This window comes from Ruegeria sp. YTSC004, from assembly GCF_059609805.1.
Genome location: NZ_JBXWMJ010000006.1, coordinates 254,414 through 276,288, shown reverse-complemented (window position 1 = coordinate 276,288; position 21,875 = coordinate 254,414). Strand labels below are relative to the sequence as shown.

The window sequence follows — 21,875 nt, the reverse complement described above, 5'->3', positions numbered from 1 at the left end:
AATCTGAACCTGAGGGGGCTTTGGTGGCAACTCGAACCACGGATTGGGCAAATTCGCGTTCTGCAGGCGTTCCTGCCGCTCCCTATTGGAAGTGGATAACAATGCAGTATGCTCGATCCACCGACCAACCGATTGAGTGGTTGGTTTCCGCTCGTTGGGTGTCCACTGAGGAAAGTTGAAGGCCCTTCGGAAGCGGGTTGATTTGGAGAGAAAAGCATGCCGGTAACCGGGCCGCCGCTGGCCGCTCCTGCGGATTTGACGAACCTTTTTCGCCGGGGATTGTCGGCGGACCCCAAGGCGATTGCGCTTTACGCTTTGGACGGGGCTTTGACCTGGCAGGAGCTGGATACCGCCTGTACGCGGCTGGCGCTTCGGTATCTGAGCCTGGGGCTTAATCCGGGGGACCGAATAGCTTCGATTATGCCGAACCGGGCGGTGTTGGTGATCCATTATCTGGCCTGCATGCGGGCCGGTTTGGTGGCGATGCCGCTGAACTATCGCTACACGGCCGCGGATATCGACCATGCGCTGGGGTTGGCGACGCCGGCGGCGCTGTTGGTGCATGGCGAACGCGCCAAGGATGTAGCCGCAGTACCAGGCATAGGGCGACTTCCTTTGAGGTTGATATCCTGTGCAGGCGAAGTGGACGGGGCACTCGCCTTGAAGGACCTGATGGATGGTAAGGCTGAGGGGACACTGCCGACGATTGGGGCGGACGCGCCAGCGTTTATATTTTTTACTTCCGGGACCACGGGCAAGCCGAAGGGCGTGACGCATAGCCATGCCAGCATGGGGGCTATGGTGGCAAGCAATGCTCAAGGATTGGGGCTGGGACCCGGGGATGTGGTGCTTCCGGCGTCGTGGATTTCCCATACTGCCGGGTTGCGGCTGACGTTCGCAGGGCTTTGGGCCGGTGCCAGAACGAACGTAGTGCGGCAGTTTTCGCCCGACGAACTCCTGGGGCTCCTGCGACAGACAAAGCCGACAGTGGCGCAGATATTGCCCGCGCCTTTGGCTGCATTGGTAACGGGGCACGGTGCAGTGCGCGAAGACTTTGGTTCATTAAGAACGATGATGGCAGGTGGCGACAAACCCTCGCAGACACTGGTCGACGCCTTTGGCGCGTTGGCGGGTGTGCCGATCGGGGCGTTTTATGGGATGACGGAAATGGGGACGTCACATTCGAACACCCATGGAGGAGTTGAGAAAGTCGGTTCCATTGGATTGAACAATCCAGGGTATGTTTCGGCGCTTCGTGATGAGGCTGGGGTGGAGGTGCCAGTGGGAGTGGACGGCAGGCACTGGGTCAAGAGCCTGACTATGATGACGGGGTATTGGGACGACCCGGGTGCGACAGCGGCAGCGTTTCGGGATGGCTGGCTCGATACAGGCGATTTGATGCGACGGGATGAGGATGACTATTTCTGGTTCCGGGGGCGGCAAAAACAGATCATCGTGCATGACGGCTCGAACATCAGCCCGGCAGAGGTGGAAGATGTCCTGACAGCGCACCCCGCCATTGCAGCGGCGGTTGTGGTTGGGGTGCGAGACGAGATGCACGGTGAAGATGTATGGGGATTTGTGAGCTTGGTCGAAGGGGCGAAACCGGTACGCCCCGGAGATATTATCGACTTCGCGCGGAAACAGATCGGATACAAGGCGCCGGATGTGGTTCGGATAGTTAATGCATTGCCGTTGACCATGGGTGGCAAGCTGGACCGAATGGCGTTGAAACGGATGGCAGCGAAAGAAAGCGGTGCCGCGCACGTGCTCTGAAGCCTTTGGCGGTTGGATCGCATTGGCGGACGGCTTGTTCATATGACGTAAGCAAAGACTGCAGACAGATCGACCGGAAGCAACCCTTCAACTCACATCAAAATAGTACAATCTCAAATTGTCCAAGCAGAGCTGCAATGCGCTGGGGCCGATTAGCTGGGATTGCACGTCCAAGCGCATTGGGGCACGGTGACCGTTCAACTTGGAAGAATGTTCATGGCCACCGCAAAACCTACCAACCCGTGGCTCATATTGCTGGGCCTTGCGCTTGGGGTCAGCATATCCAACGCATTTGGTCGCTTTGCATACGGACTAATCCTGCCATCCATGAAAAGTAGCCTTGGCTGGAGCCTCACTCAATCCGGTTGGCTCAATACGGCCAATTCGATTGGCTACATAGTGGGTTCGATTTTAACGCTTTTGCTGATCCGGCATTTTTCTCCGTCGCGGTTGTTTGCAAGTGGAACTGTGGCGACCGCACTATGCCTTTTGACGACCGGGTTTGATGAAAGCCTCGTGTTTCAAACTGCCTGTCGTACTTTGGTGGGACTGTTTGGCGCTCTTTCCTTTGTGTCAGGCGGCGTGCTGGCAGCATCGCTGTTCCAGAGCAGCGCCCGAAAGAATGCGCTGGCCATCGCCTTATACTTTGGCGGTGGCGGCGGATTTGGTATCGCGTTATGCGGCGCGACCCTTCCGAGTATGTTGGACGTATTCGGACCACAAAATTGGGACTGGGCGTGGATCGGGGTCGGGTTGGTGGCCCTAGTCATTTGCCCATTTTCGGTTTGGGCTTCCACAAAATTGAACGAAACCGAACACGACACCGCGCTTCCTTCCATCCCACCGGTGCGCAAAATGCTTGGCCAACTCGGGGGGTATGCGCTGTTCGGATTGGGTTACATTGTCTACGTCACTTTCATCTCTGTCTGGATGAAAGAGCAGCATTCCAGTGTCCTGTTGACTACGGCAACATGGATGGTTCTTGGGGTCAGTATTATGGCGTCTCCTTTTGTTTGGCGCGGGGTCTTGGCCCGCTTTTCATCCGGAACGCCGTTGGCGCTGATCCTTACCGGGGTTGCATTTGGATCAGCCCTGCCAATCCTGGTTCCATCCGGATATGGATTGATTTTGTCGGCACTCGTGTTCGGACTGTCGGTCTTTATGCCACCCACTGCTGTCACCAGCTTTGTCCGTCAGAATGTGGATCAGCAGGATTGGGGCGCAACCGTTAGCTTTTTCACAGTCGTTTTCGCCATTTCACAGACGCTGGGACCTATCGGGGCTGGTATCATTGGCGACTTGACCGGAGAAATTGGAGATAGCCTTGTCGTGGCCTCTGCGGTCCTGCTGATGGGTGCCCTTTGTGCTGCGATGCAAAAGCCACTCAGGCGGGAGGCGGCGTAGCCGCCGTATTCAGAACCATGCTGGTTCATTCCCTACTTGGACGCCGTGGGCTCTGGATGCGCAATGAGAAACCTTCCGGTCACTCCAGCCTGGTCTGCTTTAGGCAATCTCCTCATAGTGCGGAGTCCAGAACTTCGCATCTATCGCCGCTTTCAAATCGTCCCCTGTGGATTTAGGCGCAACCCCATCCAACTGCGCCTGTTGCCCAACGGCAAATGCGATTGCTTTGCTGACCTCGCGAATGTCCCCCATATCGGGCAGCAAGCTGGCTGCGCGATCGGACTTCGCAGGTGACAGCGTGGCGAGCGCCTCGGCGGCGGCCATGAACATTCCGTCGGTGACGCGACGCGCTCCTGCCGCCAGCACGCCCAACCCCATGCCGGGGAAAATGTAGGAGTTATTGCATTGCGCCACATGGTGCGTCTTACCGTTGTAGACAACAGGATCAAATGGGCTTCCGGTGGCGACCAGGGCATGACCATTTGACCAGCGGATAATATCCGCAGGCACAGCCTCAATTCGCGATGTCGGGTTTGACAGCGGCAATACAACAGGATGATCAGTGTGAGCTGCCATCGCCCGAATGATCTCTTCAGAGAACAAGCCTGCCTGACCGCTGACACCCACCAATATGTTGGGTTCGGCGTTGTTAATCACATCCAGCAGTGAAATTTCACCATCGGACCAGCTCCCCACTTTGGTGAGAGGTTGGACAATTTGCGTTTGGAACGGCAGAAGGTCCGTCATCGCATCGGTTAACAACCCATTCCGGTCCACCATGTAGATGCGCGCGCGTGCCTCGCTCTCGGGTAATCCTTGGCGGATCATGAGTTGAACCAGTTGCTCGGCGATACCCACTCCTGCTGATCCCGCTCCAAGAAACGCGATGGTAGCGTCCTTTAGCGGAATACCGGTGACATCTGAGGCAGCAAGCAAAGTGCCCGCCGTCACCGCAGCGGTGCCTTGAATATCATCATTGAATGTACAGAGTTGATCACGATACCGCGCAAGCAGAGGTGCCGCGTGTTGCTGCGCGAAATCCTCGAACTGCAGCAACACATTCGGCCACTTGCGCTTTACCGCCTGCACAAAAAGATCGACGAATTCGAAGTATTCATCCCCGCTGACGCGCTCATGCCGCCAGCCGATATAGAGGGGATCTTCCAGCCGTTCCTGATTGTTGGTGCCGACGTCCAGTACCACCGGAAGCGTTACAGACGGGCTTATTCCGCCCGCAGCGGTATAAAGTGAGAGCTTTCCGATCGGAATTCCCATGCCGCCCGCGCCTTGATCGCCCAAACCCAAAATCCGCTCTCCATCGGTGACGACTATGGCCTCGACAGAGGGCAGGACGGCGTTCTCAAGTATGTCATCAATCCGGTCACGCTCGGGGTACGAAATGATCAATCCGCGTGGGTGATCGTAGATCTCACTGAACCTCTTGCAGGCGTCACCCACAACGGGTGTGTAAATTATCGGCATCATCTCGGTTAGATGCCGCACCAATAGAGCGTAAAACAGAACCTCGTTGTCATCCTGTAGGCCGCGCAGATAAACATGCTTATCCAGCGGCGTCTCCTCACGTTCAAAGGCGGCATAGACACGGTCAACCTGGGTTTCGAGCGTTTCGATGTGTGGCGGAAGAAGACCCAGCAATCCAAGTTTTTCTCGTTCGTGTAGAGAAAAGGCAGTACCTTTGTTCAGCAGCGGGTTTGTCACATAGTGCAAATTTGCAGGATCAGTATCGGCCATTGGATGCCCTTTCGGATCGGCATGCACAGGTTGCACGCATCTGTCCGGTAAGGTCAGCATTATACGACAAAAAATGCAACGAACTTGCGACTGGAACTTTCCCGCATTGGGCCAAAACACTCGCGCGCGATCGCGTGCCCGAGTAATTCGCGGCCCAGAGCCACCATTCGTCGCGTTACTGCATATTGGTCAAAGCCGCCCGTCGATCTCGCTGAATTTAGGGTACGCCAGCTAAAAAACTTCAACTTTGCTCGCCTCGCGTGCCTTCAATCGATGTGGCGCGAGGGTTTGCCATCACCGCTTCCAACTTCCTCAACACTTCGGCTTTCCAACCTGCTTTGATCTGTATTGCCAATTGGGACGGTGGCCTGTGGTCGGGTTCGAGGAGAGCGTATTCATATCTTAATGGTTTCTCGAAAGGTAAAAACACAAGCTTTCCATTGGATAGATTAAGCTCTTTTTCGGTCGCAACAGTTAGCGGGTCAACGATGCTGCAACACTGCCCCGAACTGACAAAGGGGATAAGAGGTAGAAAATACTGGCAGGTAACAGTCTGATTGTACTCGGCGGCAACGTCCTCAAACTCCTGCCGGACTTTCCGTTGGAACGGGTGTGAAGGATGCAGGCCGCCCATTGGCGTTCCGTCAAGATCCGATAGTTTCAGGATCTTGCGCGACGCAAGAGGATGTTCACAGTCAATAGCACAGAAGCAATCAGCCCGGATAAGTTCAGCGGAATACTGGGGTTCTTTGCCGGCTGAATGCTCGAAGTCAGCAAAGCCGAAGTCGATATTTTGCGTCCCCGCAAGCTCCATAATCTGCGGTGAACTGCGTGTCGAAAGCGTGATGCGAATATCGGGGTTTTCACCAACTGATTGGCTTATGAAACGTGGGAACAAAAAGGCAGATGGACCCGGCATCGTTGCAATATTCAAGCTTCCGGCATGCCCTTTGATAAGTCCTTCCATCGTGCTGGAGATTGTCGCCAAGCGGTCCAAAATACCCGTAGTTTCGGCTAAGAGATAGTGCGCCTCGGGGACTGGCACCAATCTTCTTCCCTTACGTTCGAACAACGTCAGGCCCAATGTCTTTTCAAGGTTTTTCAACGCTAGGCTAATCGCAGGCTGCGTGCGATTTAGTTTCTTGGCGGTTTGAGAGATGGATCCGGTCTCCATCACCTCACGAAATACGGTTAGCTGAGTTAGGTTCATATTCTTATATATAAGCAAAACTTTAGTTTAGTTAAATATAACAAATTTGTATTTATGCAGTTTGCCTCTACGCTTGCAGGATCGAAGTTTGGGAAAACCAAAACCGAAATTCCAACAAGGGAGATGATAATGAAATTTGTGAAATGCTTGACTGGTCTTGCATTGGCGGGCGCGCTGGCAGCACCCGCGCTGGCGCAGGACCCAACGTTCTTCCGTATTGGCACTGGTGGCGCTGGCGGAACCTATTTCCCCATCGGTGGCACCATCGCAAACGGAATCTCCGCCCCTCCGGGATCGCGCCCGTGTGAAGAAGGCGGTCAGTGCGGTGTTCCGGGCCTGATCGCGATCGCGCAATCCACCACCGCTTCGGTCTTCAACAATGCCGCTGTGCAGAACGGAGAACTTGAGGCCGGGCTGGCTGCAGCCGACGTCACCCGTTCGATGTATTTGGGTGAAGGTAAGTTCGAAGGCAAACCCCATCCCAAACTGCGCATCGTAGCCAATCTGTTCCCAGAAGACCTGCATCTGGTGCTTCCGGCCGGCTCGACGATTAACGATCTGAGTGACCTGGAAGGCAAGCGTGTTGGTATTGCTCAGGCTGGTTCCGGCACGCAGGTAGCCGTTTTGCAGATGCTGGATGCTTGGGGTGTCAACCGTGACAACATGGATGAGGCCGAGCTGAACAACAGTCAGAGTGCCGAACGTCTGGCCGATGGTCAGCTTGACGCCTATTTCTATGCCGCAGGCTGGCCGGTTGCTGCGATGGTGCAGCTATCTTCGACCAAAGGTATGAACCTGCACTCTTTCTCCGACGAAGATCTGGGCAAGATCAACGAGATCATTCCAGCCTATATCCCTTCTGCCATTCCAGGTGGCGTTTATGAAGGCATCGACGGCGAAACCAAGACCCCTGCGGTCAGCGCGATGCTGGTTGTGTCGTCGGACCTGTCTGACGACCTGGTCTATGAGCTGACCAAGGCGATGTGGAACGACAACACCCGCAAGCTGCTGGATAACGGTCATGCCAAGGGCAAGCAGATCACCCCTGATACCGCTCTGGATGGTGTCGAAGCACTGGGCGTTCCGCTGCATCCGGGTGCTGAGAAGTTCTACAAAGAAGCCGGGCTTCTTCAGTAACCTGATCTCAACTTAACTCATCGTCCGGTGCCCTTAGTCGGGGCACCGCACACTCGAAATACGCGAAATCAGGGGGCCATCATGTCCACGACTAAAAATCTTGATGACCACGAACTCACAGCCGAAGAACTAGCGGCTATCGAAGAACAGTTCGACGAGGGTGCCGCCGTCCGGCAGGTTACGCCGACAACTGGCAAGGTCCTGCGTGTTGTGGCCCTGATTTTTGCGTTTTACGAATTCTTCACGGCCGGTTTTGGCCTGCCGGCAGATCACTGGCACATGGGCATCTATCTGGCACTGCTGTTCATTCTAGTCTACGCGACGATCCCGATTATCGGGGCCAAAAGCCTTTACGCGCTAAAGGTCAGTAGGTTCCGGATTGGCAACATCCCTCTTTACGATCTGGTCTTCATGGCCCTTGGGATCATTGCGGCGCTGTATGTGGGCGTCGCCTGGCGTGGCATTCCGTTTCTTGGGATTGAGGAACAGACCTTCCGTATGGGTAACCCCAACAGTTATGACGTGATTTTGGGTGTGATCATCATCCTGCTGGTGCTGGACATCGCACGCCGCACGCTTGGTTGGGTTCTGCCGCTGATCATCTGCGTATTTATCTCATACGCTTTGCTTGGGCCGTATTTCCCCGGATTGTTGCAGCATCCTGGCGTGAACTTCAAAACCTTCGTTTCGTCGATGTACTTCCCGCAGGAGGGCATCTACGGCGTCACGTTGTGGGTCGTCTCGACAATCGTTTTCCACTTTGTGCTGTTTGGCGTGATCGCGCAACGCACCGGGTTGGGGCAACTTTTCATCGATAACGCCACCATTTTGGCGGGCCGCTATACTGGCGGTCCGGCAAAAGTGTCGGTGGTATCCTCGGCCTTCTTCGGCACGATCTCGGGTTCTTCGGTGGCCAACACCGTATCAACCGGCGCGCTGACAATTCCCAACATGAAGCGCCTTGGATACCCCGGCCATTTTGCGGGTGGGGTCGAGGCTGCTTCCTCGGCGGGTGGTCAGATCACTCCGCCGATCATGGGTGCCGCTGCCTTTATCATGGCAGAGTTTCTTGAGGTTCCCTACACCACCATCGTTATTGCTGCGATCTTCCCAGCATTCCTGCACTATGTTGGCGTCTTTGCTGTCGTGCACCTGATGGCACGCAAGCTAAATCTCAAAGGTCTGACCAAAGAGCAACTGCCGCAGCTCAAAGCCGTCTGGGCGGAAGGCTGGGCCAACATAGTGCCCCTGATCGGCCTGCTAGTGGTTCTGTTCACGGGTTACACGCCCTTCATGTCGGCCTTCTGCGGCATATCACTTGCGGTAATCGCTGGCATGTCGCGCTTGAGGCAGCCTCCGACGCTGATCTATGCGGCAGCGTTCCTCAGTTTTGTACTGTGGAAGTTCTCAGACGGCGGCTTTGACCTGACCATGACAACAATCCTGTGCGGATTGACGGTGGTCGCAACTATGAACCCTCAGAAACGCATCGAAGTGCCCGAGATGCTACAGGCGGTAGAATTGGGTGTGAAATACTCGCTGGCCGTGGGCGCCGCCGCTGCTGCGGTCGGTATCGTGGTAGGCGTGATCAACACCACTGGCATCGGGTTCCGCATCGGTTTCATGGTTACACAGGGCGCAGGCAACCTGGCATCGGATCTGTACAACATGATCTCGTTCGGCAGCTTCCAGTTCTTTGCGATGGAAGACTTACAATTGTTCATCTCATTGGTGTTCATCGCCGTCGTCTGTATCCTGATGGGCGCGGGCATTCCGACCACCGCGCTGTATATCATGCTGGTGTCAGTGGCGCAGCCTGCGCTGGCGCAACTGGGTGTTCCACCCATCGCCAGCCACCTTTTCGTGCTCTACTACGGTGTGGTGTCCGAGATTACACCACCGGTCTGTACTTCAGCCTATGCCGCGGCTGCCATTGCGAACTCAAACCCGTTCCGAACTGGTCTTTCTGCTTTCACCCTTGGATTGGGCAAAGTGATCGCGCCCATGGCCTTTGTCTATGCGCCGGTGCTGCTATTCGTGTCTTCAACCGGGTTTGACCTGTGGGAGTTCACCTATACTGCGACCAGTTGCATCGCCGGGGTTATTGCCCTGTCAGCAGCCGTGGTCGGGTATTGGTTGAGCCCGCTGAATATCGCATCACGCATTCTGATGGCCATCGCTGGGATAATCTTTGTCGCGCCCAGCCTGACTGCTGATCTTATCGCGCTGGCCGTGGCATCACCTGTCATCGTCACCCAACTTATTGCCCGCAACCGCAGTCACTCTCCGGCGTGAAACCATGACAGATCAAGTGACCATCATCGGCGCAGGGATCGTCGGCATTTGTTGCGCTTTGTCGCTACAAGAGCGCGGAATTTCTGTTCGGCTGATTGACCGCGGTCTACCGGGGCAGGAAACCTCTTTCGGGAATGCAGGTGTAGTGTCGCCGTGGTCAATCATTCCGCAAGCGATGCCAGGCATTTGGAAATCTCTGCCCCAGATGCTACTGGACCCTAAAAGCGCGCTTTCGGTCAGAACCAGTTACTGGCCAAAAATGATCCCCTGGGGCCTGCGGTTTTTGGGAAACTCCGGCGAAAGGTCAGTGCGTGAAATCTCGGACGCGATGGAGCTTTTGTGCCGCCCTTCCATCGACCTTTATCGTCGTCATCTTCAAGGCACCGGGCACGAAAATCTGATCACCGACAGCTACTATATTCACGCATTTCGCCATCGGAAGCAGGCTGATCTGAATGGGCTTGGATATCTGATCCGCCAGGAGAAAGGAGGCGATCTGGAGCTGATCGATGGTGCCGAGTTGCGCCGCCTGGAACCCGCACTGTCAGAGGAATTCAAAGCCGCGATCGTGATCAAAGGTCAGGCACGCGTAACCTCACCAGGACGTGTGGGGGCAGTTCTGGCTGAAAAAGCGCGCGCGCAAGGCGCCGAAATAGTACAAACCGAAGTCACCAAACTGACACCGGCTGAAGATGATGGTTGGCAGATTACAACCTCGCAGGGCACGATGCGTGCTGCCAGCATCATCCTCGCGGCCGGTGTGTGGTCCGCCGACCTGCTGAAACCATTGGGGATGCCTGTGCCGCTTGTGGCCGAACGGGGCTACCATGTCGAATTCCCTAAGCCCTCGGCCCAATTGAACAATTCGGTCATGGATGTAGACGCAAAGGTGGTCGCAAGTTCGATGCAGGACGGTCTGAGAGTCGCTGGCACGGCCGAATTTGGTAGCGTCGACGCGCCCGCTGATCCACGCAAGAAAAAAATCCTGACCGAACAAGCCAAGGCCATGATGCCGGGCCTCGATGCAAGCGAGGCGCAGTTTTGGATGGGTCGACGTCCGTCCTTTCCGGACAGTTTACCCGCGATCGGACCAGTTAACGGGCGGGAAGGGCTCTATACCGCGTTCGGGCATTCTCACTATGGGCTGATGATGGCGCCGAAAACCGGCGAGCTTGTGGCCGATCTTGTGTCCGGTCGCAGCCAAAATATCGATCTGGCCCCGTTTTCGCTGGCCCGGTTTTGAACCTTCAAATCAAAAGGATCAGATGACAATGCCAATCTACCAAGGTGGCCAGAACATTTGCGGGGCGTCAATTGGTGTTCTGTGCCTTGAAAGCTATTTTCCAAAACCGCCGGGTCACATCAAGAACCCTTCCAGTCTGCCATTTCCGGTTCTGTATGAGATGATCGACGGTGTGACGGTCCCGACCTTGCTGAACAACCCTTCGCCCGAGTTACTGGCACCGTTCATCGAAGGCGCCAAGCGGCTTGAGGCTGAAGGCGTGCGAGCCATCACAGGCAGTTGCGGCTTTCTAGCCTTGTTTCAAAAAGAATTGGCAGCTGCGGTTTCAGTGCCTGTCTTTGCCTCCAGCCTGATCCAGGTGCCGCTGGCCTTTCACATGACCGGGACCAACGCGCCAGTGGGCGTGCTAACCGCAGATGCATCCGCATTGACGCCCCGGCATTTCGAAGGTGTCGGTGCATCAGGAGTTCCTGTGGCCGTGAAGGGATTGGAAGATACCACAGAATTCGCCGAAGTGATCTTGCGGAACACACGGACCCGGATGGACACGGACCTGATCGAGACCGAGGTCTTGGATGCGGCCCGTAATCTGGTTCTTGAAGCTCCGGACATTCGGTCGTTGGTTTTGGAATGCACGGACTTGCCGCCTTACGCATCGCGGCTTCAGGAAGAACTGCAGCTTCCTGTCTTTGACCTGACCACACTGGCGCAAATGGCGCACGCTGTGACGACCCGGGTGCCATACTCGGGACTGATGCCGTGGCAGCGCTGACCGTACCAAAGCGGTCACTGAAAGAGAAAAAGAATGGACGCTGGCGGGGACCTCGGAATATCTGAGGCCTTGCGACATTGCCTTGATCCATAGGAGTTTTGAGTGTCCGTCGACCTGTCATTCCTAATGATTGCCATCTGCCTTGGCGCAATGCTGCAAGTCGGAGTTGGTATCGGGTTCAGCATCATCGCGGGACCGCCCATGATGATTTTGCTTGGCACGTCGACGGCAGTTCCAGTCTTGCTCTTGTTGAACACGTTTGTTTCATTGGTAGCGACAGACCGGCATATTCTAAAAAACAACCGTCAACTAATCCGCACCGCGGTCATTGGATGCTGTATCGGGGTGGCCGGTGGCCTTGTTGTGTATCCCTTTTTGAGCGAAGCATTTGTTCTTGCCCTGACGGCGTGTCTACTGCTGATCGGGTTGATTACGACCTTGCTTCCCTTGCGGGGATCCATTGGCAACGCAGGGTTTTCAGTCGTTACAGGACTGTCTGGGCTTGCGACTGTTTGGGCGGCGACACCGGGCCCTCTAATGGTGTTCGGTTTGATAGCAAAGGGTCGTTCCGCCAAAGAGGTGGCAAAGTTGGTTCAACCCATAGCGCTGGTGGCATACGGCATCGCCTTTTTGTTGCACAGATTGTCCAACGCGCAGGCAATCTCATATGAACCGCAAATACTGGGGTTTGTTGCGATAACTCTGATCGGCAGCCTACTTGGTCGTGTGGTAGGCCCCTACTTACCACAGTCGGTGGTCATAACAGTAATCCGCGTGGTATCCCTGATTGCCTGCTTAGTTTTGTTCTATCGCGCGCATTTAATAGCTTGGTCTTGAAGGTTACACGATGACACAAAACGATTATCTGCACAAATTTCCACGCGCCCAACTCATGTCCGGCCCAACTCCTTTGGAGCGTCTGGACAACTTATCGACAGAACTGGGCATCGATCTCTGGCTGAAACGTGATGATCTGACGGGGCTTAGTTTTGGTGGCAACAAAACACGGCAACTTGAATTTTATCTCGGAGATGCGCTTCAACAAGGTGCTGATACCATTCTGATTACCGGTGCCGTCCAATCCAATTTCGTTCGGTCTGCGGCCGCTGCCGCAGCCAAACTGGGCATGCAATCCGTGCTTCAGTTGGAAGAGCGTGTCCCTGACATGGGGGCGGAGTACTATTCGTCCGGGAACGTGCTGCTGGCGCAAATCCTGGGTGCCGAGCATATGAGTTACCCTGAAGGAGAGGACGAAGCGGGAGCCGACACAGCGCTGCATGCGCGCGCTGTTGAATTAAAAGCCAAAGGTCACAAACCGTACGTTATTCATCTGGGGCTGGGCCATCCGCCCTTGGGTGCCTTGGGCTACGTCGTGGCCGGACAGGAATTGTATCAGCAGATGCCGGATTTCGACGCGGTCGTCGTCCCCTCAGGTAGCGGTGCCACGCATGGCGGACTGCTGACCGGTCTGGTGTTAGAAGAAAGCACTGCCTCGGTGTATGGGATTTGTGTGCGCAGAGATCGTGAAAAGCAGCAGGCCCGAATGAAGGTCGTTCTGCAAAAACTTGCGGACTTGCTGGATATCGACGCAGGACTTCTACAGGACAAGATCGATGTTTTTGATGAGGCCTTGCCGCCAGGCTACGGCAAAGTAAATGCAACCACGCGCGCTGCATTGAAAAAGATGGCCCGGGTCGAGGGGGTTTTCCTTGACCCCGTTTATTCTGCAAAGACATTCGCTGGCTTGCTGGACCTCGTAGAAAGCGGAAAGATCAAGTCGGCGGAGAAAGTCATTCTGCTGCACACAGGCGGGCTGCCTGCACTCTTCGGATATCAAAGTGAATTGATGGGCAGCCCGACCTGAAGCATTCGTAGCCCATATACGTTTCAGTAACTTGCTTGCCTGCATCTTTGGTGCCCAAACAAAAGCTACAGGTGCTGAAACCTGAGCCGCCTGCAAAACGGTCCAACTACTGAGGAATATCGCAGGCGTCAGAAATCTGCCCCTCGAAATCGGGGGCAAATTGCTAAGCAATATTCACAAGTAGAGTGAAAAACGACGCGGTGGGTTCATCAGTTTTTAGCCCAACAGTAGCGGCGTCAGGGTGCGCAACCCTCACGCTCTTCTTGCTTGGCTTTCGCGGCAAGCACCTCCGCTCGTATTCCTTGTCGAAAGAAAAACAGCATGAGCATTGCAACTATCAAGAAGACTGGGAAAATCATCAACTGCGTCGCATTCAGCCCCAAATAAATCGGTTTTTCTTCCACGACTTCAAATAGCCGACGATGCAAGTAGACGTAGTACCCATCGTTATTGTCCACGTAATCTTCGGCTTCTCGCCATGCCTCTTCGTCACCTGGCTTAAGCGTTGTTTGTTTTGTTTTGAGATTCCACTGGTATGTCCAGGTTGCCCCCGCCTCATCCCACTCGCCGCCGGTCTCGAATTTAATAAAGTCATTTTCGAACTCAAGCGAACTGGGCTTTTTGATTGGGGCGGGAACATTGCGCATCACAATCTTATGGACGTTGTGCATCGGAGCGTTTACGCGAGATTGCCCTTCAAGCACCTCATCGTCATCAAATTCATAAAGCTCGTCCGAAATAGCGTAGCCATAATGGTTCAGTTTGTTCCAAAGTTCCTTTTCTTCAAACCCCTCGCGCGGCAACGTGTAGCGTTGGAGGAGCTGAAAAACATTGGCGTCCAGATCATCCTCAATGATCATTACCTCTGAGTGCGTGGCTCCGGGAAACCGTTTGGCGTACCACTTTTCATATTGCTTGCGCCGGTCTTCCATGTCCTCGCCGTCATAGCGCCAGCGCATGTTGTCCGCTTCGACACCCCGCCATGTGTCTGTAACATTGAGTACGGCGGCAATCGGGCCTTCATCCAAGAACACATATTCCTGTACAGTCTCTCGGGTCGGTTCATCAGAAAGTTTCGTTACGACTTCAACAAGTCCGGTGCTGTCCTCTGCCAGTGGCAGGCCCCAGGCAAAATCCTTCAATGGGATCGCCCGACCTACGCCGCCTTGCAGTAGATCGGTTGCATCAACAAACCAGTCACCTTGCGGATCGCGAACACGTACTATGGTGTGATCAAAGATAAACGGTGAAGGTAACATGCGCGGCAAAGCAGGCCCGATGTCGTGGTCGACGAGAACGACATCGGCCTCAATCTGCAAATAGGCCAGCATGGAAATCAGAAGAAGCGCCTTGTCTTTGCAATCGCCATATGCGCTCAGCCAGACTTCGTCGGGGGTTCGAGGTATCCAGCCGCCTTCACCAATTGAAACGCTGAAATACCGGACCCGGTCCTGTACCAAACGCAAAGCTTGCGTCGCGCGCCATTGCGGATCTTCGGACTGCTCCAGCATTTCATCAAGCAGTTTGATCAGGTCACCGGGCAATAAGTCCGGTCTGGGTTTGTAGTCGCCGGTTAGTCCCTGAACGATCTGAAACCAATCCTGAAAGGTCGAGAGCTGCAACCCATCGTTGGAGACATCCCAATCATCCGCAGAGCGTGTGTTTCTGTCATCTTCTTCAGCCTTTTCCAAGGACCAACTCAAGATCGTCCTGCCGGCAGCCTCTTCGCGCTGAACATCGAACTCATCCGTATGGTTCAGCTCGAAACGCGTTGCAGCGGGCAAGTCAATGGACGTGCGCCTCTTTTCCCAACCCCAGTCTCTGAGCCCGTCTGATCGATAGTGAAACTGGTTTGGGAAAACGGGTGTGGTGGCAGTGATCGACCAGATCATTTCGACGGTGTCACCAACACGAAGATCCGCGATCTGACCGAAATACTCGATGTCGCCCAGCATCACACCTGAGCTGAGCTCTGGTTCGCGCCGGAGTTCTTCGAACGGCAAGTCGAGTTGATCTATCACTAAACCATCTCGGTGGATCTGCAATCGATGAAGAGTGGCACGCTCAAAATTCGGGTCCACCAGCAATTGGACCTCGCCATAAAGTTCCAGAGTTGAACGATCATGCACGGCAAAGAAGCTCTGCCTGACCCTCTGATATCCGTTGTCTTCGACCCGGATTTTTTCGTCGTGAATAGGGAGACTTACAGATGTATCAGCATGCAATGCCGCTTCTCGATCCCGCTGCGAAACCTCCTCGTGCCACTCAGGTAGGTTTTTGTCGCGTAGCAATTCTGCTGATGCAGGTTTGGCTCCAGCCAAATTAAACAAGCCCAGTATGACAAGAAAGACGATGACCCAAATTGCAATGTTGGCGAATGTGGATTGCCACCACTTCTTTTTCTCAACTTTCGGCGCAGCCGTTCGTTTGTTGTCTGACCATGGACCCAGCCCCTGAGACACTCTGTAGGCGGAAAGAAGATTTACCGCGGCGGGTATTTCTGGAACAACATGCAACTGATCATCCTTCGTTTCGACAATGGTCAGGTCATTTTCAATATGAACGGCACGAACCGCAGACCAATCGAGGCGCAATCGTTTACCTTCGCGCCAGATTTCAATGGCCGCCTTGTCGCAACTCACTGCCGTCGGCCCCCAATCGAAGCCTCGTAAAAGCCCGTGACGGTAATAGTGAAGATGGCGCAGTTTTGGCAGATAGGGCCAATCATTTACCGCTGCTGTGGTCATCGCGACAAACAGCAATATGACACCGATTTGATTAAACAACGGAAAACCCGCATCCAATGACTTCCCGGTCAACAAAACAATAAAGAGAAAAATAGAGAGACCCGAAATCCATGCATACGCCAAATAGTTGAAGACTGAGTCCAACCAGGCGGGACAGGGTGTCCCCAGTTTTTTGGATAGCCCTTCCAAGGCATGAAAGGCTGCGGTCGCGGATATATACTGGTGTTTGGCTTCTATCGGAGCGTTTTTTGGGTCAAAACCGCTGGAATTCTTCGCCCTGCTTTCCTCTTTCACCTTCTTCACGAGCTCTCTGGCGTCTTCATCCGAAGGCATTGGAAGAAAAAACAATCCGTAGCTTGCTCTTTTCCAGATCACAAACCGCCCAACGTGAATTGGTTTTGATACATGTGAAAAATGCCAAGCCTCTGTCTGGTGGGCTTCAAATGCTTCGACGTAGTCTTTCTTGACAGTGTACTGCGTTTTGCCACCATGGAGTTCAGCCGCCCTGAGAATTACAGTCGCGCGGCCCCTCCAAACCGCCCATAGACTTCCAGCACTCAATGCGTGTGACCGCGCGAGAAAAAAACAAAATAGACCGAGCGGGATTGGAGCCCAGAGTTTGGCTCCAGCGGTGCTCAGGTCAAGCCCGGAATTCCAGGTCGCGACAAAGCCCCCCAGAAGCTCGGCTAGAAATATTACTGCCAGACATCCCACCGCTATTGCCAATAGAAGAAACTGCTTGAACCCTCTTCGCGCATCTAGCCGACACCGCTCAGAACGAACTTCGCTCGTCAGTTCGGTTTCAAGGGTCAGTATTGACGAATTGCTTGGTGCTGGCACCAGCTCCGAATGAATCGCGTTCACAATAGTATTTCCCAACAAATTCAATACTCGCCAAAAGATTGAACATTCATGGCAAAAATATGGTTCTGGTGTAGTGTCAGGCGTTGTTTTGACCTCTTGCAGCCCGCCATCAATTGCGGTTTCTCTCTCCACTCCAATTTGGTTGATCGCCGTAAAAATATAGAGCCAGCTGAAGTTCACCCCCCCCTTTTTCAGTTCCCGGTCGGTAACGTGGAAGGCGCGGACTCAGACAGTACGCATTCGTGCGTCGAGCGGCGAAGCTGTATGGAGAGCCCATTTCGACCAATGCTGTGCACTGTAAGAACGACATTTATTGGTGAAGTCGAACGTAATCGCTTTGTGAAGGCTCAATGATCGACCGTACGAGAGTTTGCCGCTAGTTGCGACTGGCGTGACTGTACGCACCGTTGCATGCAGTCAATAACGCGGTTCCGAGCATCGCCAAAATGCTGACCCGCGCACCGACTACGACGAACCTGATGCCAACGCTTATGCCACGCTAACCACACCATCAAAGTTGAGTTAATGGAAACAGCCGAACTACTGATGAACAACGTGAACGTTCGTGTTGAGGTACATGTTATTCCGATGCAGGATACGGATCGCTTCGGCGGCTTTACGGAAGCCTTTGCCCGTTCGTAGGAAGGTGCATCGAAGGATCACATACAGCCGCGTGGCTCCACCCATCCGTTCTTCAAACCGCGAGCTTTCGACCAAAACGTCGAGATTTTGCAGGGATCAACGTGTGATCCATGCCGTCGTCGCGAATGAAATTTTGGTGGCCCGCAGGCGCTCTATCAAACGGCACAATTGAAAGCACCAAGCCCCGGCCCTTAGGTTCCAGCGAGTTTAGGAAAAGGTTAGGTTTGTATTTGCGACCGTTGGTCAAGGTTGGAACCAAGCATAGAAGTATACAGTACCTGCAAATTTCCACGGTGGCACCTTGAAACCTCCGCAACAAATGTATACCGGTGCATACAAATACGATCGAGCGAGTTGCCCCACGCCTCTCAACAGCAGCAGATTCACACAAAGCGGAAACAGCCATGAGCCAGTATTCAGATTACTTGGATGAAATTGAAACGCGCAAAGAACAAGGGCTTAGCCCAAAACCCATCGACGATGGTGCGCTGGTCGAGGAAATCATCGAACAAATCAAGGATACCGGTCATCCGCATCGTGCAGATTCGTTGCACTACCTGATTTACAACACGTTGCCTGGCACAACCAGTGCTGCGGGTGCGAAGGCAACGTTCCTGAAGTCCGTCATCGTCGGCGAGGTAACTGTTGAGGAAATCTCGCCCGAATTCGCGTTCGAACTGCTGTCCCACATGAAGGGCGGACCTTCGGTTGACGTGCTTCTGGATGTTGCACTGGGCGACAAGCAAGACATAGCGGTTCAGGCGGGCGAGGTTCTGAAAACTCAGGTCTTTCTGTATGAGGCGGACACGGACCGTCTGAAAGCTGCCTATGAGGCGGGCAACAAGATCGCTGCGGATCTCCTTGAGAGCTACTCCAAGGCTGAATTTTTCACCAAGCTGCCTGATGTGGACGAGGAAATCCAAGTTGTCACATATATTGCAGCCGAGGGTGACATCTCCACTGACCTTCTGTCGCCGGGTAATCAGGCGCATTCGCGTTCCGACCGCGAGTTGCATGGCAAATGCCTGATTTCCGAGGCCGCACAAAAAGAGATTGAAGCGCTGAAGCTGCAGCACCCCGACAAGCGCGTGATGCTGGTTGCGGAAAAAGGCACTATGGGTGTTGGTTCGTCGCGGATGTCGGGTGTCAACAACGTGGCGCTTTGGACCGGCAAGCAAGCCAGCCCGTACGTACCTTTCGTCAATTTTGCACCGGTCGTGGCCGGCACAAACGGCATTTCGCCCATCTTTTTGACAACCGTGGGCGTTACCGGTGGTATTGGTGTCGACCTGAAGAACTGGGTCAAGAAAGTGGACGAGGATGGCAAGGCGATCCTCAACAACGATGGCAACCCGATTCTGGAACAGCGCTATTCGGTTGAGACCGGCACCGTGCTGACCATCAACACGAAAAAGAAAAAGCTCTATAGCGCGGATGGCAGTGAAGAATTGGTCGACATGGCCGGCTCATTCACCCCGCAAAAGATGGAGTTCATGAAAGCCGGCGGCTCTTATGCCATCGTTTTTGGCAAAAAACTGCAGACATTTGCATGTGAGACACTGGGCATCGAGCTGAAATCGGCCTTCGCCCCGGCGAAGGAAGTCAGCCATGAAGGTCAGGGACTGACGGCCGTCGAAAAGATCTTTAATGCCAATGCGCGCGGTGCGACCCCGGGCAAAGTGTTACATGCCGGCTCTGACGTGCGCGCCAAAGTCAATATCGTGGGCTCTCAGGACACCACCGGTCTGATGACCAGTCAGGAGCTTGAGGCTATGGCTGCCACCGTCCTGTCACCCAGTGTCGATGGTGCCTATCAGTCCGGCTGTCACACAGCTTCGGTCTGGGACCTCAAGGCGCAGGCCAACACCCCGCGCCTGATGGCGTTCATGCACAAATTCGGCCTGATTACTGCGCGTGATCCCAAGGACGTGTACCACGCGATGACAGACGTCATTCACAAGGTGCTCAACGACATCACCGTGGATGACTGGGCCATCATCATCGGCGGCGACAGCCATACGCGGATGTCCAAAGGCGTGGCCTTTGGTGCGGACTCGGGCACGGTTGCACTGGCGCTGGCCACGGGTGAGGCGACAATGCCTATCCCGGAATCCGTCAAGGTGACGTTCAAGGGCGAAATGGCACCGCACATGGATTTCCGTGACGTGGTGCACGCGACGCAAGCTCAGATGCTGGCGCAGCACGGCGACAATGTTTTCCAGGGCCGGATCATCGAAGTTCATATAGGTACGCTGCTGGCGGATCAGGCCTTTACCTTCACCGACTGGACGGCCGAGATGAAGGCCAAAGCGTCGATCTGTATCTCGAACGACGATACGCTGATTGAATCGCTGGAAATCGCCAAGTCGCGGATCAAGATCATGATCGAGAAGGGCATGGATAACGATGTTCAGATGCTGCAGGGCCTGATCGACATCGCGGACAAACGTATCGCCGAAATTCGCTCGGGCGAAAAACCGGCTCTGCGTCCAGACGACAACGCCAAGTACTTTGCCGAAGTCGTCGTGGATCTGGATCAGATCGTCGAACCGATGATCGCCGACCCGGATGTGAATAATGCCGATGTGTCCAAGCGTTATACCCACGATACGATCCGCCCGATCTCGTACTACGCTGCTGAAAAGAAGGTTGATCTGGGCTTTGTGGGCTCCTGCATGGTGCACAAGGGCGACATCAAGATCGTGGCCCAGATGTTGCGTAATCTCGAAGACGAGTATGGCAAAGTCGAATTCAAGGCCCCGCTTGTTGTTGCTGCACCGACGTACAACATCGTTGATGAGCTGAAGGAAGAAGGTGATTGGGCAATTCTGCAGAAGTATTCGGGCTTTGAATTCGATGACCTGTTCCCCAAGCAAACTGCTCGGACCGAGTACGAGAATATCCTCTATCTTGAGCGCCCGGGCTGTAACCTTTGCATGGGCAACCAGGAAAAAGCAGCCAAAGGCGACACCGTTCTGGCAACGTCCACCCGTCTGTTCCAAGGCCGTGTTGTAGCGGACAGTGAGACAAAGAAGGGTGAATCCCTTCTGGGTTCAACCCCGGTTGTTGTTCTGTCAGCCATTCTGGGTCGTACGCCGACGCTGGAGGAATATAAGGTCGCGGTCGAAGGCATCGACCTGACCAAGTTTGCACCACCGATGGAAGTTCCCGGTACTGCCCGCTCGGTGCATTTCTAATACAATAGCGGGCTCGGCGAATGTTGCCGCGCCCGCTTTACCCCAAACTGCCCGACGCTTGGTAAAAACGGCGCATTACAATGGGGGTCAGGTACATCGGGATCTGATAGGCCCCGATGAACACCAAAAGTGGCGCCGTTACCTCGGGTGGCAACGCAATCAGGAAAATCGCGACATTCCGGTTTCCGGCGACAATGGACAAAGCGGTGGCTTTGTCGGCAGCCACTCGGTTGCGTGTCAGAAAATACATCACCAGTTGCGCGCCGAAATTGGCCAGACATGCGAACCCCACCCAAAAGGCCGCAAGCCCGGGATCAACAAGCGCAGTCGCGGTCACCGACGGCATCAAGCCGATCACAAAGACAGCGAGGGTGATCGTTGCCAACCCTTCAAGATTTTTGAGGGTAGTTTGTGACGGGTTTCTCAGAAACGCGAGGCGCAACAACACGGCTGCAACAGTCGCCCCCGCAATTGTCAAAAACAGGCGCAAGACGGTGATCAGAACGGATTGAAAGTCTCCCAACTCGGGCATCAGAACGAAGATGGGAAACACCGTCAGCGGCAATACGGCGGTCCCTATCACCATCAGGCGCATAGCGTGCTCCGCCGGATGTCCCATCATCAGGCACATGTTGGCACTTCCCGAGATGGACGGAGCCGCGGCCATGATCAGCAGAGACAAAAAGACCGGCGTACCGGTCCACCCACCGATTATGCCAATAGTCACAACTAGTAGCGGTAAAACCAGCTGGAATGCGATCACTGTGTTTGCCACCTGGCGTAAATCGACCAAGGAACCCAACAACAAAGCAGGCTCAATTCTAAGGACCGTCAGAAACAGCAGTAGTGCGACAAGCGGCGGCAATACTGCCCGCATCGGCTCGGCCAGCGCGGGCAGCAGCAATCCGGCGGCCAGCCCTGCGACCAAAACATAAGGACCGTTACGCGCCGCCAGATGAAGTGGGTTCAAAG

Annotated in this window: 13 protein-coding genes; 9 read left to right on the top strand and 4 right to left on the bottom strand. The window is 54.6% G+C overall.

Annotated elements, in window-relative coordinates:
- Positions 1-216 precede the first annotated feature (216 nt).
- Together AC2FFP_RS13180 and AC2FFP_RS13175 are read left to right on the top strand one after the other, a co-directional pair.
- Positions 217-1,776 (top strand): class I adenylate-forming enzyme family protein, encoded by a 1,560-nt coding sequence (locus AC2FFP_RS13180; RefSeq protein ID WP_496881141.1) that lies wholly within the window; start codon positions 217-219, stop codon positions 1,774-1,776.
- 216 nt (positions 1,777-1,992) lie between these two features.
- Entirely contained in the window at positions 1,993-3,180 is a 1,188-nt protein-coding gene (locus AC2FFP_RS13175) for a YbfB/YjiJ family MFS transporter (RefSeq protein ID WP_496766505.1), read from the top strand.
- Positions 3,181-3,279: 99 nt separating this feature from the next.
- On the opposite strand, the gene AC2FFP_RS13170 is transcribed toward AC2FFP_RS13175, so the two are convergent.
- Both AC2FFP_RS13170 and AC2FFP_RS13165 read right to left on the bottom strand, forming a co-directional pair.
- Complete coding sequence (locus tag AC2FFP_RS13170; RefSeq protein WP_496766503.1) at positions 3,280-4,932, bottom strand: NAD-dependent malic enzyme; 1,653 nt, start codon at positions 4,930-4,932, stop codon at positions 3,280-3,282.
- Positions 4,933-5,173: 241 nt separating this feature from the next.
- Positions 5,174-6,142 (bottom strand): LysR family transcriptional regulator, encoded by a 969-nt coding sequence (locus tag AC2FFP_RS13165; RefSeq protein WP_496724624.1) that lies wholly within the window; start codon positions 6,140-6,142, stop codon positions 5,174-5,176.
- A gap of 129 nt (positions 6,143-6,271) precedes the next feature.
- Between AC2FFP_RS13165 and AC2FFP_RS13160 the strand changes: the two genes are divergently transcribed.
- The 6 genes from AC2FFP_RS13160 (at position 6,272) to AC2FFP_RS13135 (ending at position 13,453) form a co-directional block, all read left to right on the top strand.
- Complete coding sequence (locus tag AC2FFP_RS13160) at positions 6,272-7,279, top strand: TAXI family TRAP transporter solute-binding subunit (RefSeq protein WP_113788396.1); 1,008 nt, start codon at positions 6,272-6,274, stop codon at positions 7,277-7,279.
- A gap of 81 nt (positions 7,280-7,360) precedes the next feature.
- Entirely contained in the window at positions 7,361-9,574 is a 2,214-nt protein-coding gene (locus AC2FFP_RS13155) for a TRAP transporter permease (RefSeq protein ID WP_496766501.1), read from the top strand.
- Between the two features lie 4 nt (positions 9,575-9,578).
- On the top strand, positions 9,579-10,817 hold the full coding sequence (locus tag AC2FFP_RS13150) for an NAD(P)/FAD-dependent oxidoreductase (protein WP_496766500.1): 1,239 nt from the start codon (positions 9,579-9,581) through the stop codon (positions 10,815-10,817).
- Between the two features lie 28 nt (positions 10,818-10,845).
- Positions 10,846-11,589, top strand: a complete 744-nt coding sequence (locus tag AC2FFP_RS13145; RefSeq protein ID WP_496881140.1) for an aspartate/glutamate racemase family protein — start codon at positions 10,846-10,848, stop codon at positions 11,587-11,589.
- A 102-nt stretch (positions 11,590-11,691) separates the two neighbouring features.
- Positions 11,692-12,426 (top strand): TSUP family transporter, encoded by a 735-nt coding sequence (locus AC2FFP_RS13140; protein ID WP_496766496.1) that lies wholly within the window; start codon positions 11,692-11,694, stop codon positions 12,424-12,426.
- A gap of 10 nt (positions 12,427-12,436) precedes the next feature.
- The gene (locus AC2FFP_RS13135) at positions 12,437-13,453 is read left to right on the top strand and encodes a D-cysteine desulfhydrase family protein (RefSeq protein ID WP_496881139.1); all 1,017 of its coding nucleotides are present in this window, start codon (positions 12,437-12,439) and stop codon (positions 13,451-13,453) included.
- A gap of 236 nt (positions 13,454-13,689) precedes the next feature.
- Here AC2FFP_RS13135 and AC2FFP_RS13130 read toward each other — a convergent pair whose 3' ends face one another.
- Positions 13,690-17,244: a DUF3857 domain-containing transglutaminase family protein gene (locus AC2FFP_RS13130; protein WP_496881138.1), complete on the bottom strand. Its 3,555-nt coding sequence runs from the start codon at positions 17,242-17,244 to the stop codon at positions 13,690-13,692.
- A gap of 866 nt (positions 17,245-18,110) precedes the next feature.
- On the opposite strand from AC2FFP_RS13130, the gene AC2FFP_RS13125 reads away from it, so the two are divergent.
- Positions 18,111-20,903: a bifunctional aconitate hydratase 2/2-methylisocitrate dehydratase gene (locus AC2FFP_RS13125; protein WP_496881137.1), complete on the top strand. Its 2,793-nt coding sequence runs from the start codon at positions 18,111-18,113 to the stop codon at positions 20,901-20,903.
- A 37-nt stretch (positions 20,904-20,940) separates the two neighbouring features.
- Here AC2FFP_RS13125 and AC2FFP_RS13120 read toward each other — a convergent pair whose 3' ends face one another.
- Positions 20,941-21,873, bottom strand: a complete 933-nt coding sequence (locus tag AC2FFP_RS13120; protein ID WP_496766488.1) for a hypothetical protein — start codon at positions 21,871-21,873, stop codon at positions 20,941-20,943.
- Positions 21,874-21,875 lie beyond the last annotated feature (2 nt).

Bases quoted from the DNA above. Each gene is read 5' to 3' on its own strand.
- AC2FFP_RS13150 (WP_496766500.1), top strand. From the start codon at position 9,579: ATGACAGATCAAGTGACCATCATCGGCGCAGGGATCGTCGGCATTTGT.
- AC2FFP_RS13125 (WP_496881137.1), top strand. From the start codon at position 18,111: ATGAGCCAGTATTCAGATTACTTGGATGAAATTGAAACGCGCAAAGAA.
- AC2FFP_RS13180 (WP_496881141.1), top strand. From the start codon at position 217: ATGCCGGTAACCGGGCCGCCGCTGGCCGCTCCTGCGGATTTGACGAAC.
- AC2FFP_RS13160 (WP_113788396.1), top strand. From the start codon at position 6,272: ATGAAATTTGTGAAATGCTTGACTGGTCTTGCATTGGCGGGCGCGCTG.
- AC2FFP_RS13145 (WP_496881140.1), top strand. From the start codon at position 10,846: ATGCCAATCTACCAAGGTGGCCAGAACATTTGCGGGGCGTCAATTGGT.
- AC2FFP_RS13170 (WP_496766503.1), bottom strand. From the start codon at position 4,932: ATGGCCGATACTGATCCTGCAAATTTGCACTATGTGACAAACCCGCTG.
- AC2FFP_RS13155 (WP_496766501.1), top strand. From the start codon at position 7,361: ATGTCCACGACTAAAAATCTTGATGACCACGAACTCACAGCCGAAGAA.
- AC2FFP_RS13165 (WP_496724624.1), bottom strand. From the start codon at position 6,142: ATGAACCTAACTCAGCTAACCGTATTTCGTGAGGTGATGGAGACCGGA.
- AC2FFP_RS13175 (WP_496766505.1), top strand. From the start codon at position 1,993: ATGGCCACCGCAAAACCTACCAACCCGTGGCTCATATTGCTGGGCCTT.
- AC2FFP_RS13135 (WP_496881139.1), top strand. From the start codon at position 12,437: ATGACACAAAACGATTATCTGCACAAATTTCCACGCGCCCAACTCATG.